Source organism: Gillisia limnaea DSM 15749 (assembly GCF_000243235.1).
Lineage (GTDB): Bacteria > Bacteroidota > Bacteroidia > Flavobacteriales > Flavobacteriaceae > Gillisia > Gillisia limnaea.
The window spans coordinates 2438661-2454179 of sequence record NZ_JH594606.1 but is presented as its reverse complement, the minus strand read 5'-3'; the positions used below and the strand labels follow the sequence as shown (position 1 = coordinate 2454179).

General features: G+C 39.8%; 8 protein-coding genes. All 8 read right to left on the bottom strand.

All coding sequences use genetic code 11. The features are described from left to right. Nucleotides 1-25: 25 nt before the first annotated feature. Nucleotides 26-2269 carry a glycoside hydrolase family 32 protein gene (locus tag GILLI_RS12650; protein ID WP_006989509.1) on the bottom strand — a complete coding sequence of 748 codons (2244 nt, stop codon included), beginning with the start codon at nt 2267-2269 and terminating at the stop codon, nt 26-28. Between the two features lie 62 nt (nt 2270-2331). Then, the gene (locus GILLI_RS12645) at nt 2332-3489 is read right to left on the bottom strand and encodes a DUF4960 domain-containing protein (RefSeq protein ID WP_156798673.1); all 1158 of its coding nucleotides are present in this window, start codon (nt 3487-3489) and stop codon (nt 2332-2334) included. An 11-nt stretch (nt 3490-3500) separates the two neighbouring features. After that, entirely contained in the window at nt 3501-5330 is a 1830-nt protein-coding gene (locus GILLI_RS17770) for a hypothetical protein (RefSeq protein WP_006989507.1), read from the bottom strand. Nucleotides 5331-5364: 34 nt separating this feature from the next. Further along, the gene (locus tag GILLI_RS12635) at nt 5365-7074 is read right to left on the bottom strand and encodes a RagB/SusD family nutrient uptake outer membrane protein (protein WP_006989506.1); all 1710 of its coding nucleotides are present in this window, start codon (nt 7072-7074) and stop codon (nt 5365-5367) included. A 9-nt stretch (nt 7075-7083) separates the two neighbouring features. Then, entirely contained in the window at nt 7084-10125 is a 3042-nt protein-coding gene (locus tag GILLI_RS12630; protein ID WP_006989505.1) for a SusC/RagA family TonB-linked outer membrane protein, read from the bottom strand. 19 nt (nt 10126-10144) lie between these two features. Then, nucleotides 10145-12337, bottom strand: coding sequence for a glycoside hydrolase family 32 protein (locus GILLI_RS12625; protein WP_040506631.1), 2193 nt, complete (start codon nt 12335-12337; stop codon nt 10145-10147). Between the two features lie 22 nt (nt 12338-12359). Then, complete coding sequence (locus GILLI_RS12620) at nt 12360-13925, bottom strand: glycoside hydrolase family 32 protein (RefSeq protein WP_006989503.1); 1566 nt, start codon at nt 13923-13925, stop codon at nt 12360-12362. After that, the gene (locus tag GILLI_RS12615) at nt 13925-15283 is read right to left on the bottom strand and encodes a sugar porter family MFS transporter (RefSeq protein ID WP_006989502.1); all 1359 of its coding nucleotides are present in this window, start codon (nt 15281-15283) and stop codon (nt 13925-13927) included. The genes GILLI_RS12620 and GILLI_RS12615 overlap by 1 nt, the downstream gene beginning before the upstream one ends. Nucleotides 15284-15519 lie beyond the last annotated feature (236 nt).

The following is a 15519-nucleotide window of genomic DNA, read 5'->3' as shown; positions in this document are numbered from 1 at the left end:
CTATGTAAATTATTTTTGGGTTATTCTATTCGGCATATTTCCAATCAATTCCTTTCAACCTCCAGACATTAAAGTTTTTTAAATTCATATTTTCCGGACCTATTAGTTTGAGGCCTGTGGCATCATCATCTATAAAATAGATTCTGTCTGTAATTGATACCTCATCGTTAATGTAAATTTCAACCATCGATCTGTCAAGAAAAATATGAAGTTTTACCTTTGAAGCATTTTTTAGCGGAGCCTGTAAAGCCTTGAAATCCCTTTCCGGATTTTCCTGTTTTTTATCAAAGACAACGGATTCAATTTCAGGATCATAATAGATCATTCCTTTTAATGAACCATCATCAGTACGCCTCACTTCAATTCCCTGTTCTAGGTCCGAAGCTTCAAATTCCATAAGGATTTCAAGTTGTTCACCTTTAATCTCTTCTAATTGCTGGTTTATGGTTTTAGCATTACAATTAGTACAGGATATAAGTTCGGGTTCCCTTAATTTTTCAAGTTCTTTTATTGGGCCAAACCTAAGTTCATTATTGGGACTCAACCATAATTCAATTGGTAATCCCGCATTATGTGCCCAGCCCATATCATAAGTATCTATATTTCCATATTTTCCCTGAGCGATGGAAAAGACAATAGACCTATTGGTTTTTGGATCTATAAACCCACTCGGGCCGGTAAACCCAAAATCGCCATAGTCCATTAGTTTCGGTTCAGGATTGTCCGGAACAAACTTTTTTTGATCAGTATCAAATTCCCCAATCCAGTAGAAGACTTCTACATCTGCTTCGTTACGCAGGGGAAGCACCATAAATACAAATTTATCAGTTGGAGTACCATTTTTTTCTCTAAGCGGAAGCAAAACAGGTAATTCCCAAACACCGCCTAAAAAAGGATACTTCTCAATGTCTGCAATGTAAAATGGATTTAGGTACTTCCAACTGAGAGCATCTTGAGATTCAAATATAGGTGCCGTTCCACCTTTCCCTTCAATTCCGGAACCTACGATCATATAGTAGGTTCCATCAACCTGAAAAACGAAAGGATCGCGGAATTCATTCTCTTTATATTCCGAAGGCTTATCGACAATAATCTCTGTTTTTTTCCATTCCTGAAGGTTCACATCTGTGGTATCTTTTGGAATGGCAATGGACGTGTATTGATTTTGTTCTTTTGAAAGGTTTCCGGCAGTATAAAATAACAAAGGAATATTCTCCGGACCTACGAATGCGGAACCAGACCAAATCCCATCGGGAGCCATATTCCCTTTTTCAGGGGCAAGCGCAATTTCCGTATGCTCCCAGTTCACCATGTCATCGCTTACCCAATGCCCCCAATGTATTTGCCCCCAATAAGGGCCAAAAGGATTATGCTGGTAAAATAAATGGTATTTTCCATTGTAATACAACGGGGCATGTGGTTCATTCATCCAGTGTGCCGGAGCAGTGGCGTGATAAGCGGGTTTAAACCGCTCGTTTTCATATTTTGAAAAGTCCAGCCGTAAAGCTCCTGAAAGATCCTGATTCTGAAGTTGGGTTAACTTATTTTGATCAATTTCATCAAGAGATGGCTCATTTTTAACGATAATTTCGTCAATCAATCCGCTTATCATATTGAATTTAAACTTGTCCCCGAATCCGCTGGCTTTTGAATTTCGGCCGATCATCAAATGTTTTTTCTTCTGAAAGAATTCTGAAAAATCGATCCCCAAAGAATCTTCAATAACCGCTTTGTTATTGATTTCAACTTTAACCTGATTACCCTTCTTAATTAAACTTACATAGTTCCAATGATTTTTATTTACATAAGAGTTTTCATTCGTAAATCTCTCGAGGTTCATATTATTATCAAATTCTACCGCAAGCTTTCCATGCTGAAGCAATCCAATGCGAAAAGCTGTTGAATCTGTTGGATTGTAAAAATCAAGAATAGATGATATTTTTGAATCGATAGCGCTATCAAATGCTCTTGGCGCTATCCAGAAGCTAATGGCAAAATCTTTATTTAAAGCAACGTTTTGGATTTCCAAATAGGTTGAATACCCATCAAACAGCAAACTGCCGTTTTCAACACCAGTTTCGTTCCATAAATACCGAGGTGCCGTTTCTGTTAACGAATATGGAGAATTATACAGTTCTGCCTGATTTTCTTTTTTAAAACCTTCCCACCATTCTACTCCATCAAAACTTATTACACGGGGTTTTTCCTGGGATTTTAAGCCCGATGTGAAGAGGCAAATTAGACTGAAAAGGAAGAGATTTTTAAACATATTCGTTAATTTAAAAAAACCGGCTGAAAAGGTGAACTTTCCCAGCCAGTTTATGGTTAATTCTAAAGTGTACTTAGATAATCGATAGCATTTTTATAGATGCCCTCAACATTACTCCGATATTCGTTTGTACGGCCATCGTTCATATTCCATTCAATACCGCCTATTCCAATAGCGATCATAGTTCCGTTATAGGGTGGATTTGGTTTAAACTCGATGATTCCCGGGCAGCATTCGTCTGCTACTCCACTCCATACACCCAGGACAACTCCATTGTAAAGTCTTTCGAACTCTCCAAATTGTCCTGGTTGGTTTCCCGGTGTCAATAATGAAGAAGCGTCCCAAAGGTTATTATGATCTTCCCTGAAACCGGCATCAATTACAGGAATATACCCATTCTCATCAAATTCAATTAATCCTTGGTTAAATGTGTAGATAGGGTGCCCAAGCTTGGAGGTGACAAAATTCACTCCTCCGTCCACAGCCCATGTATCCGGGGAACTAAAACCTTCCCCATTTCCTTTAATGGTTTGCAGCCCGCTTTGATCCCTGCCAATAGTCGCCGCAAAACTGGTTGCCATTCCGCCTAAAACCATTTTTCCACCTTCAACCATATATTCTATAAATGCAGATTTGTTCCTTCCTTCAGTGAAAACCGAAGGTAATTGAGAAGTTCCAACCTGATCGTAATAGAACACAACGACATTTACACTTTGCAGATCTTCAAAGCTTACCTCAGCAGCATTCAGATATTCAAAATCTTCTGAGTAGGTTTCCTGCACCCATTGAGCAGCCGCGACTATATCATCGTCTGCAGTTGCCAATAATTCTTCATAAGTTTCAGCTTCACCAAGAAAACCAATTTTACTTGGTAATACCTTAGTGATAAGCTGATAATTTCTCGTAGAACTACCAAACTTAACAGTGATCATCTCTCTTTCTGAAAGATCTAAAGTCGTTCCGCTGGACGGATTAATCTCCACACCCTGCGGGGCCTCGATATTCAGTTCTACAGTGGTAATATCTGTTCTTGGAGGCAGCACCAGATTAATGGTTCCCTGCAAATCATTTATCGTTGCTTTTGTACCATTTCCCTGTAAGGAAGTGATCACATTAAGCACCGGTTCCAAACCTTCATCGTAATTCTCTCTCTTGTCGCATGCCGTAAAAACGGTAAATGAGAGAAAACAGATCATATAAAAATTAAATTTATGTCTCATGAGTTTCAGTTTTAGTCTTCCAGGTTGTATAAATAATCCAGAATATTCCTGGTGAAGGTTTCAATATTAGACTGGTAATCATTGGTTGTCCCGTTTGAATCCCATTCGTATCCCACAATTGTATTTTGGATACTGAAAACAGATCCTTTAAAGTCTGTAGCAATTTGATCGTCAAAAATCTCATTATTGGCCATATCTGTTCTATTCCAAAGAACTGCGCCATAGCCAAAAGCATCTCCAATAGCAGCAAGGGTACCAAACTTGGTTGCTGAAAGCGTTTGCTCAAAAGTTAATGCCGCATCCTGACCACAACAGCTTGGGTTTAATATACCGTCAAAGTGTTGCCACCAGATCAAACGAACCTCGCGGGTTGCGGAATTCTGAAGTGCCAGATACTCACCATTCACAAAATTCAATCCATCAAAAATAGGATGTGCCTGTCTATCCTGAGAGTTATTGGATGCACGCATTCCAAGCCCCCAGATATCATCTGCTGGTTTACCCATATCCACACAACCGGCCGATCCTGCACAGCCAAATTCTGAATATACATAATTACCTGGCTCTCTGGGAGCAGAAAAGTTTGCCGGAACACGGTCGATAGAAAATATTAGTGGATTTGCATCTCCCGCGATAAGCATATCACCACCTGCTTTTACCCAGTTCTTTAAAACCTGAGCTCTTGTTCCACCGGGTCTCAATCCCGGAGGTAATAACGTTAGAGCATTGTCTGGTGTAGCGCTGTAACCCAAATCTTCCGCGGGTGTTAAATAATAGATCATCGCTACTTTTATTTCAGCCATAGATTGCGGTGTAATTCCGCTAAACTGAATATATCTGAAATCTTCTCCATAGGTGTTTTTCATCCAGGTAGCGGCTGCTTTGGCATCATCGTCAACCAAAGAAGCGATATCTGCCTGCTCACCCAAAAAAGCATAGTATTTAGGCTCTACATCCTGAGCTTCAACAGTAACCGTATAGGTTTTAGTAAGAGATTCAGAATTGGTTACAGAGTATTCCACAGGATCTGTAAAATCCACTTCTTCTTCGGAAGCAGGAGAAAGAGTTTGTCCTTCCGGAACTTCAATTAGTGGGCTAAGCGCTGAAACATTTGTTCCTGCCGCAAGTGAGACAAAGATTGTATTTTCCTCATTATCTATTACTCCGGAAGCTTCTCCAATCATAAAAGAAGTGATCCTTGGTGCTTTAATTTGATTTACCACTACCGTATATTCCCTGGCGCTAAAACCATCGTTTGAAAGGATAGTGTAGGTAACAGGGTTGGTGAAGTTTCTCGAAACTCCGGAGGCAACATCCACGCTTGTTCCGTCTGCAATTACAAAATTAGGTGCAAGATCTGCGATGTTCCCATCCTGACTTCCAATTTCCACATTTATCGTATTATTCGCCTCATCTATTTGCCCTGCATTATCACCTATTGCAAAACTTAAAAACTTGGGATTACCGAATGCTCCTACCATTGCGGTGTACTCCCGGCTTGCACCATTAGAAGCCTTGGTTTGAAAAATAACCGGACCACTGGTAAAATCTATAGTAGATCCAGATGCAGGAGTTACAGTTGTTCCTTCCGGAACCGTAAGATCTACGGTAACCGATGAAAGATCTGCTCCCGCAGATAACGTCATAGCTACGGTTGCAGAAGTATGGTTTATTTGTGCAAATTTGCCATCCACTTCAAACGATCTAATTATAGCCTGAGAAAAGTCAGGTACCACATCAGTAAAATTATCATCTTCCTCGCTACAGGAATGCATTAGAAAAAGCGGCATTAAAAGCAAGATCCCGAAGGCGTATTTTGCAATGTTTTTTAATGATTTCATCTTGTCTATTTTAGTTGTTTTCTTGATTAGTTTATTAATATCCGGAACGCTGGGTATAAGTTCCACCACTCGCATCGATCTCTACCTGAGGTATGGGCAGATAATATTCGTGAGGTGCCAGGTTCGCACCAGATAAGTAGGGTCTTCTGGATTGTTCATTAGATATATACTCGCTGGTATAGGTAGCGGCAATTCCCCATCTCACCAGGTCAAAAAAGCGATGTCCTTCATTTGCAAGCTCCAATCTTCTTTCAAATCTTAAGGCCTGTATTGCCATTTCCTGTGACATTCCTGTTGAATAGGTATTAATAAGATAATTGGCGGCATCCTCAGAAGGATTTTCAAAGTCCTTTACATAAGGGGAATTTTTTGCTCTTAACCGAATTCGATTTATAATATCAATTCCCGTAGCTACATCTCCGGTTTCTATAGAAGCTTCAGCTTTCCAAAGCAGTAAATCTGAATATTTTATTAGCGGGAAATCCAGATTACCTAAGGCCCAGGGAAATCCGTTTGGATTGGATGCCAATCCGTCCGAAGTTGGATAAATCATGTTTTTCTTCCGAACAAACAATCCATAAGTACCAATATCACGGCTCCAGTTAGGCTGTTGTGCCATTGGCGTCCAGTCCTTCCAGGTTATTCCAGGCCGCCCGATAGTGTGGTCGAGTCTTGGATCTACTAGATCATCATTACCAAGATTAATTGAATTGAAGCTATTGAAAAGAGGTAATCCATTATCACCAACCTTAAACGCATTTGCCAGGTTTTGTGAAGGTTTATGGAAATCATCCCCATTTAAATAAGGATGGTTTGAGTTATCGCTTGGACTGTCAGGAGAATTTAAAAGATCTCCAAAATTCAGGTTCCCAAATTGAGATCCGTCGTTAATAGAAAACTGGATTGCGAATATATTTTCTAGATTTCCATATCCCGGTTCCGAATATAATCTTTCGATGTCTTCAACCAATCTATACTGGCCGGAGTTAATTACGATATTGGTTTGAGTAAGCACATCCTGCCACTCCTCCTGGTATAAGTGAGCTTTTGCAAGATACGCCCGGGAAACCATTGCATTCACCCTTCCAAGATCTACCTGGGAATCAGGCAAAAGGCTGATTGCCTTATTTAAATCATCTTCAATCTTCTCCCAGATAAATGCTTCATCAAAAGTATTTGGAATGGAAGTAAGTTCTACAACTGGAGTGTTTTCATCATACCATACGATAGAACCAAAATTTTTCATCGCTTCAAAATAGAAATGAGCCCTTAGTGTATATAATTCTCCAAGCCGTACATCTCTCTTATCGAATTCCCCGTCTTCAAGGTTTACAAGAAACCTGATTCCGGCATCCACTCTTTTTAGGCCAAAATAAATTGACCTCCATAGGTTATATCCATTTTCACTGGACGGAAAAAGATCATGGGTTTCCAGTTGATGCATACCACCACCTGGATTATCGCCTGTTCCACCTCCACCTTTGTAGGCATCTCCGGAACGAATATCTGAGGTCCCCCAGTTGGATGGAGCATGGTCTAAGGGCCAAAGATCCCGGAATTGACCGGTGTTGAATCTATAATCTAAAGCACTGTAGGCCGAGATAACCAAAGCCTCCGGTTCTAAATTATCTTCAGAAATGGTGTTGAATTCTTTTACCTCGAGATCATCTTCTGAAACACAGCCGACAACCACCCCTATTCCCAGCAGGAGTAATACGATTTTTAATTTATTATTTGTTTTCATAAGATATGTTTAAAATTTTGTAGAAATTCCAAGAGTGATTGTCTTTGTATGTGGTATCCCATAGCCGGCAACTCCTATTCCCCCGGCACCAAGTCCAGCAACCTCATAATCAAATCCTGTAAAAGAGGTTGTATTGAAAAGGTTCTGTCCTGAAAGATAAAGCCTTAGATCAGTGAGTCCCACATTGTCTGAAACTTGTTGCGGGAAAGTATATCCCAACGTAATATTCTTCAATCTGAAATAGGACCCATCTTCAACGAAATAGCTGGATGGCTGCGTTTCATTGTTTACATTACTGGTACTTAGTGCCGGAATGTTGGAATTCGCGTTTTCAGGAGTCCATGCATCAAGCGTATTCTGCCCGAAATTAAAACTGAAATACGTAAAGTCTCCCAGGTTTCTTTGAATATTATAAAGATCATGACCCTGCTTCCCGTCAAAATAGGCACTGAGATCAAAACCTTTATAACCAACATTCAGGTTAATCCCGTAAATGAAATCAGGATGAGGATTACCAATTATCGTTCTGTCATCCGTATTTATCACGCCGTCATTGTTTAAATCGCGATATCGAATTCTACCCAGGCCTTTTCCAGGTTGTTGAGCGTGAACTGCAACTTCTTCAGGAGTTCTAAAGATTCCATCAGCAATTAATCCGTAAAAAGAGGCAATAGGATCTCCTGCTCTGGTGATGGAAACCCCATTAAGCAGGAAGTTATTATCTGTATCCAGGGATTCTACATTATTCTCATATTGTGAAAAGTTCAAGTCAATACCATAACGCAGAACCCCTTCACCTCGATTCCGGTAACTTAAAATTGCTTCAAAACCAATATTGGAAACTTCCCCTGCGTTAATGAAAGGTGGCTCTGCTTCCCCATTAATTGCCTGTGGGATTGGCTGAAGGATGAGATCTGTAGTTCTTTTGTCAAAGAAATCGGCAGTTAAGCTTATTCTGTTGTTTAAAAGACCAAGATCAAAACCAACATTTGTCTGTGCGGTCTGTTCCCATTTTATATCGGGATTCGCCTGTCTTGCCTGCACTATTCCTTCTGCTGCTCCAATACCATCTCCATCGATATCATAATTGAGGAACTCGATCGCATTACCAATAGAGCTGTCAAAAAACGTACTTAAATAGAGATAATTGGGAATCTGGTCATTTCCATTAATCCCATAGGAACCACGAAGTTTTAAATTGGAAATAAATTTAGAATCTTCCAGGAAATTTTCGTTCGAAACATTCCAGGCTACCGAACCTGCAGGATAATATGCGGTTTTATTATTAGGCCCGAATCTTGAAGATTCATCTCGACGAAGACTTCCGGAAAGGATATAGCGATCATCAAAAATATACTTCAACGAACCAAAAAATGATCTTTTTCGGTAATCGATCTCATTTCTAACCGTTCTAAACTCGGCGTCGCTTTTTATAATATAAGTTGGATATTCTGTAATATCCACTCCATTAGTCAATTCAACTTCAGATTCAAAGTCCTCTTTGGTAAATTCTATCCCTCCCAAAACATTGAACCGATGTTTGTCCATTTCAAATTCATAAGTAAGCAAATTTGTGAAAATGGTCCTCAGGGAACTATTCCGGTCTTTTGCCACCGTAATATTGTTGAATACACTCGGGATACGACCTACCTGAACAAAAGGTTGCGTTCTGGTATCAAAAGCGAATCGTGTATAATCGAAATTGAGGGAAGTATCAAAAGTAAGCCCCTCTATAATTTTAATATTCGCGAATACATTTCCCAAAAATCGATTATTTCGCTGTTCATTTTTCCTATTTGACCATAGGTTGGCCAGGGAATTAGCTTTATCCTGAATGGTTGGAGCTGTATAATCCCCATCTACGGTATAAACTGGAATAAGTGGATTCTGAAGAATGGCGTTTTCAAATTCATTCGCTTTCACTTCGTTGAAATTTGAATAGAGAAAATTTTCTCCAATCGTTATCCTGTCATCCCAAAAATCGAAACTGGTATTTAATCTTGCATTATATCTTTCATAATAGGTGTGTTTTTGAATACCATTATCTTTAGTGTAATTTAAACTGGTAAAAACCTGGGCATTTTCTTCTCCATAGCGATAACTAAGGTCTGTATTAGAAGAAAAAGAATCATCGATGATCACATCTACCCAATCGGTATCAGAAGCCCTAATCAATTCAGCTTCATCCAGGAATTCAGGAAGATCGAAGCCGCTACCATTATCTGCAAGCACATTAAAATCTCCGGAAATTCCATCATTGGCTCTGGCCTGGTAATAAACATCTGCCCACTGTCTTGCGTTCAGGATATTAATATCATCGCGAAGCATATTCAAAGTAGTTTCAGATTTTACTGAAAATTCAGAAACTCCTTCTTTTCCTCGTTTTGTGGTCACCACAATAACCCCGTTCGCTGCAGATGTTCCGTACAAGGCTGTAGAAGCTCCATCTTTCAATACCTGAATACTTGCGATTTCCTCAGGATTTAAAGAAGCGGGATTAAAAGTTTGAACCCCGTCAATCACCCATAAGGGACTTGATCCGGCAGTAATGGTAGTGAGTCCCCTGATCGTGATTTGTGAATCATTCCCTCCGGGTGTACCACCTGAATTAACCTGAATCCCAGGAACACGCCCCTGGAGACTTGTAATGATATTTGGACTTACCTCCCGGTTGAGATCTTCCACGTCTACTACGGTAATGGCACCGGCTATATCAGATTTTCTTTCTGAAGTATACCCGGTAACAATGACCTCGTCGAGTTGTGAAACATCATCACTAAGCATTATTCTATAATTCCCGGCACTTTCAACGAGTAATTCTTTAGTGCTGAACCCTATAAAAGAGATACTAAGGACTTCTCCTTCTTCAGCTTCTATTTGAAACTTCCCGTCGAAATCTGTCATAGTACCGCGACTGGTGCCTTTTACTACAATTGTAGCTCCCGGAATAGGCATTTCATTCTCGTCCAATACAGTCCCGGTAATGGTCTTGGTTTGAGAAAAGGAACTCAGAGACCATAATAAGAGCGATATCACAATTAAATTTTTCATATTTAGCTGTTCGTTATTTTTAATTATTTTCTATTTCAAATATGGTTACCTCTGCGGAAGCTGAACCTCCTTCTACAAAGAGATCTACTCCATTTGCATCACCACTTTCCGGGAAGAATCTTCCGGTAAAATGGGATTGCCCGTTGATGAATACTTCCAGGACAGAACCGTCCACAAAAACTCTTAAATCCACATTTTCTCCCTGAGTAAGGCTGAAGGAACCTCTGCGCACATCACGTCTTACAAGGTCGGATGTTGAAGAATTTGAAGCATCAACAACCCATTCCTGGGTTCCAAAATTATAATAGACCCGGTATTCTTCACCACTGGTTTCAGATTGACCCAGAACAAATCCAAATCTATCTGCAGAACCCGTATTAAAGGAGGTTAACATTTCAAAATGTCTTCCGCTGAAATTGATATTACCAATAGATCCTGGTTCCAGGTTAATAGAGCCAAAATTGGTTGCCTCACCTCTGTAATTCTCTAAATTTGGATGAGGTTTTATTAGAATTGTCCCTTCCGCATTCAATGTCCAAACTTGAGCGAGGCTAAACAGGTTGGCATAACCCTGCTGCCGCTGAAATTCGGGGGCAACCTCATCTGGAATTATGCCTATGGCCGTAGTCCTTCCCGCGTCATCTAAGACAACCGCCGGAGATAAAAATCCATTTACTATCTCAAGATATTTTGGATCTTCAAATTCCGGTGTAAAAACTCCATTTTCAAAAGTCCCTGTCCAGTAGAAGGTGATTGCAGGAGTAGCATCTGGAGTTTTCTGAACAAGAAGGATAAATCTGCCATCCTCCATTTCATGAAGCACCGGCATTTCCCAGAAACTTCCTTCACCTTGATTTTTATCACCCTGAAAAAGTACACCTTCATAATTCCAGTTTTCAAAATCTTCACTGGTATAATACACCACATTTCCACCAATAGCAGATTTTCCGCTGCCAATGATCATATGGTATAAGCCATCTTTGAATATAACATAAGGATCACGAAAATCGAGGTCAACTTCAGCAGGAGCAGCAGCGATTACGGGATTCCCATCATTCTTATCTAAAGTTTGATAATTATCATTAGAAAAAGCAGTACCTATTCCAGCTCTTGCACCATCTACTCCGGTGTAAACCACCGCAGGAGTGCCATCTTCAAGGATGATTGCATCCCCGGACCAGATCCCAAAATTATCCCATCCGGTAGAAGGCCATAAAACGGCATCCTCTTCTTCCCAGTTCACCAAATCTGAACTTGTAAAATGACCCCAGTTTTGATTTGCAATCCCGAGAAAAACTTCATTTTTCTGGTAGAACATATGATAAGTCCCATCCAGGAGCACAAGTCCGTAGGATTCATTTGCCCAACCAAAGTCGGGGATTGGATGGTAAAGAGGCCTGTTGGAATCGCCCGAATAATCAAGATTTAAATTATATTGAACTTCGCCCGGAGCTCCATACTGCGCAGAAATAAAATCAGAAACGGCCGGTGTAGAAAACCCTGAATACACCTGAATTTCATCCAGCCCTCCCGAATAATAATCGATATCAAAAATCCCCATCATTTGCCCCATAGTGTTTTTACCAATACTGAAAGGAGTTGAACCGGACGGCCAGGTAATAGAACCTGATGGTATATTGGCAGTGGTAAGCAATTCCCGGTTCATATAAATGGCCACACTTTGGGATGCGGGGCTAATTCCCACAATAATATGATTCCATTTATTTCTAGGAATTACCTCGTTGGTAACCGTTTGGGCAAAAGAGCCGTTTATGAAATATTGTACCACGATCTGTCCAAATTTATTAAGGCCTATCATTACTCCGGTACTGGATCCTTCAGAAGTCATCGCAAGCATTGCGGCAGTACCTACGGGATAGGATCTTGGGGATGCCCATAGAGAAACCGTAAATTCCCCATCTGGCAATAGATTTGTATTTACCTCTCCATCGATTTCGTTACTTAAGCCATCAAAGAAAATGGCGTTTCCAGAAACCCCTGCCATGCGGCTAACCGCTTTTCCTACTATTTCGAAACTGCTTTCTGTTTGAGATTCAGTAGTCGTGGTGCCGGTAGTTTCATCAAAATTAAATTCCAGAATTTTATTAATCCTGAGATTATCAGTTTCATCGATAAAAACTACATCGTCATCATGGCAGGATGTAAACAAACTGGCTACTACTAGTAGTTTTAAGAAAATCATTTTTTTCATCGGTTTAGTTTGTGTTAATGTTCTATTTATTTTCATCTACAGCATTTGCGAGTATGAGGTTCACTTTTTGAGTTTTCAAATCCTTGATCTTCGTATTTTCATCATGCTCTATTTTGAGGGTATTCCAGGGAGATTTGGGATACACCAGATTGGTCATCGCGTACTCACCTTCATTTAAAAAGATCTCTATGGAAGATTTATCAATGATGAGCTTCAATTTCATTTTTTCCAAATCTCCCAGCGGAATTTTCTGCGGTTCTTTCTCTGTAAATTTTTCGTTGAAGTCCACAATTCCCGAATTCTTCCTGTTTGTGTAAAAAGTTCCATCCTTATACCCAATTTCATAAGTGTTACCCGAATCGTTGGCCAGGACTAAATTGAAGCCTTCGGGATTATCAATTTCAAAACTTATTATGCTGTTTGAAAGCTCTTCCGATTTAATCTCCAGTCCTTTTTCCGTAGTATTTTGTTCCATTTTAATATTCTTAGAAACCGAAGCCAGTTCCCTAACTGGTGTTGTTTTTAAGATATAACCTCTATCATCTTTCATCAATTCTAACTCCCGGGCTAAGGTCATGGCACTTCGCCAATCTTTGGTTGGAGTGGTTGTGGCATAATTCCAGTTGCTCATCCAGCCTATAACTATTCTCCGGCCATCTGGTACGTTGTTAAAAGACACACCTGCATAATTATCGGTTCCAAAATCCAGCCACTGACTTTCTTTCTGCTGGGTCGTAAACTTTTTACCGTCAAATTCTCCGACAAAATATCTTGTCCCAGATCCTCCGTTTGGAGAACTTTCCCCACCGTGACTCACTATCAAAACCCATTTCTTTTCATTTGAACCAGCTACCTGAAGTTCAAAAAGATCAGGACATTCCCATACTCCCAATTCTGGTTGATCATTAAACCTAAAATCACTTAACTTTTTCCAGTCCTTCAAATCTTCTGACTCAAAAAATTCTATATGATCCTTGGCAGCAAGCAACATTTGCCATTTTTCAAGATCCTCATTCCAGAAAACTTTAGGATCCCTGAAATCCCGGATTCCAGGATTTTCAATCACAGGATTCCCTTTATATTTTGTCCATGTTTCACCTTCATCCAAACTGTATGCAATCCCCTGAGTTTGGAATTTCTCACTCCCTGTTTTTTCAATTTCAGGATTATGATAGGTAAAAATGGCTACCATAGCATCTTGCCCAAAACCTGCTGTATTATTTTTATCTATTACCGCGCTTCCTGAGAAAATATAACCAAGGCTGTCCGGGTATAGGGCGATGGGCTTTTCCTTCCAGTTTAAAAGGTCTTTGCTCACTGCATGCCCCCAGTGCATCGGGCCCCAAACGGTACTGTCTGGATAATATTGAAAAAAGAGGTGGTATTGGCCGTTTTGATAAACCAGGCCGTTAGGATCATTCATCCATTTCTCCTTAGGGGTAAAATGGAAATTAGGACGGTAAGGATCACTATCTAAGGAATCAGATAAGTGACTGGCTGTTTCGTCCTTTTGTTCAGCGTTTGTATTTCCGCAAGCGTAAACACAAAGCAATATTAAACCGGATAATAGGGTGGAAAAATGTTTCATTATTTTGTAGAATTCAGTTCTATGATTTTTGAATTATTATTATTTTTTGAAAAATTGAGACCAATATCTTCCAAGGATCTTCCTTTTGTTTCAGGCATCATGAAAATCACGAAAATGAGCTGTAATACCATCATAAAGGCGAAGAAGGCGAAAACGTAGCCGGGTCCTATAGTTGAAAATAAAAGCGGTACCAAGGAAGGAATTATCGCTGCCAAAATCCAGTGAGTGGAACTTCCAAAAGCCTGTCCTGAAGCTCTTAGTTTATTCGGGAAAATTTCAGAAATAAAAACCCATATTACCGCACCCTGCCCTATTGCATGGGATGCGATGAACAGGAAAAGAAAAATGGGCACCCACATGCCACCCCAATTCTGAAGAAATGCCATTGCTACTAGACTAAGGGAAATGATATAACCTATAGAACCAATGAGCATTAGTTTTTTTCTTCCCATTCTATCTATAAGAAAAACACCAAACAAGGTAAAGATCAGGTTTACAACTCCAACGCCGATACTGCTTAATAAAGCTGTGCTTTCTCCAAGTCCGGCAGATTCAAATATTCTGGGAGCATAATAGAGGAAAGCGTTAATCCCGGAAAGCTGGTTGAAGAATGCGATAAAAAATGCCAGCATAAGCGGGAATCTGTATTTTTTCATAAAAATATTCTCATTGACTTCTTCCACTTCAGCCTGCTTCTCAAGTTTCTTGAGAGTAATTTCCAAATCTGTTGAATTTGGGAGAATAAACTTCAGTACTTTTTTAGCTTCTTCAACCCTTCCCTTGGAATACAACCAGCGAGGACTTTTTGGTATAAAGAAGACCAAAATAAGGTAAATTAGTGCTGGTACTACTTCAGCCCCAATCATCCATCTCCAGGGTTGTGATCCAAAATCCCTGAGTAGATAATTGGAAAGAAAGGCTATTAAAATTCCGAATACAATATTGAACTGATAAAGGGATACAAGTTTACCTCTTTTATCTGGGGGAGCAATTTCAGAAACATAGGCCGGTGCGGCGATCGTAGAAGCACCTACGCCGAGCCCACCTAAAAAACGGAATATTGCAAATACAACAGGGTCACCTGCCAGGGAAGAACCTAAAGCCGAAACCAAATAGAGAATTCCAATCCCTATTAAGGTATTTCTTCTTCCATAAGTATTGGTGGGGATTCCTCCTAAAATAGCACCAACCACGGTTCCCCATAAGGCCATAGCCATTACTATGGAACCATGAAAGGCATCAGAAGTTTGCCATAATTCCTGAAGTTGCTTATCGGCTCCTGAGATTACAACAGTATCAAATCCAAAGAGAAATCCTGCCAGTGCAGCCACCAAAGACCAAATCCAAATTTTTTTCATTATCACATTTTTTACTCGATTTGTCTAAACTATTCTAAATTTCAGAATATCGATTTTGATAATGTTTCAATTGCGTTCAAATATGTTAGAAAATTGTAAAATTATTCGTAAAATACTGATATTCAGACTTATAGATTATATAATAAGAATTTACTAAAACGTTGTAGTTTTGAAATTGTAACCTGAACTTATATTTTTGATACATAATTGAACAGGAATAGAGTCACCTGCTACTT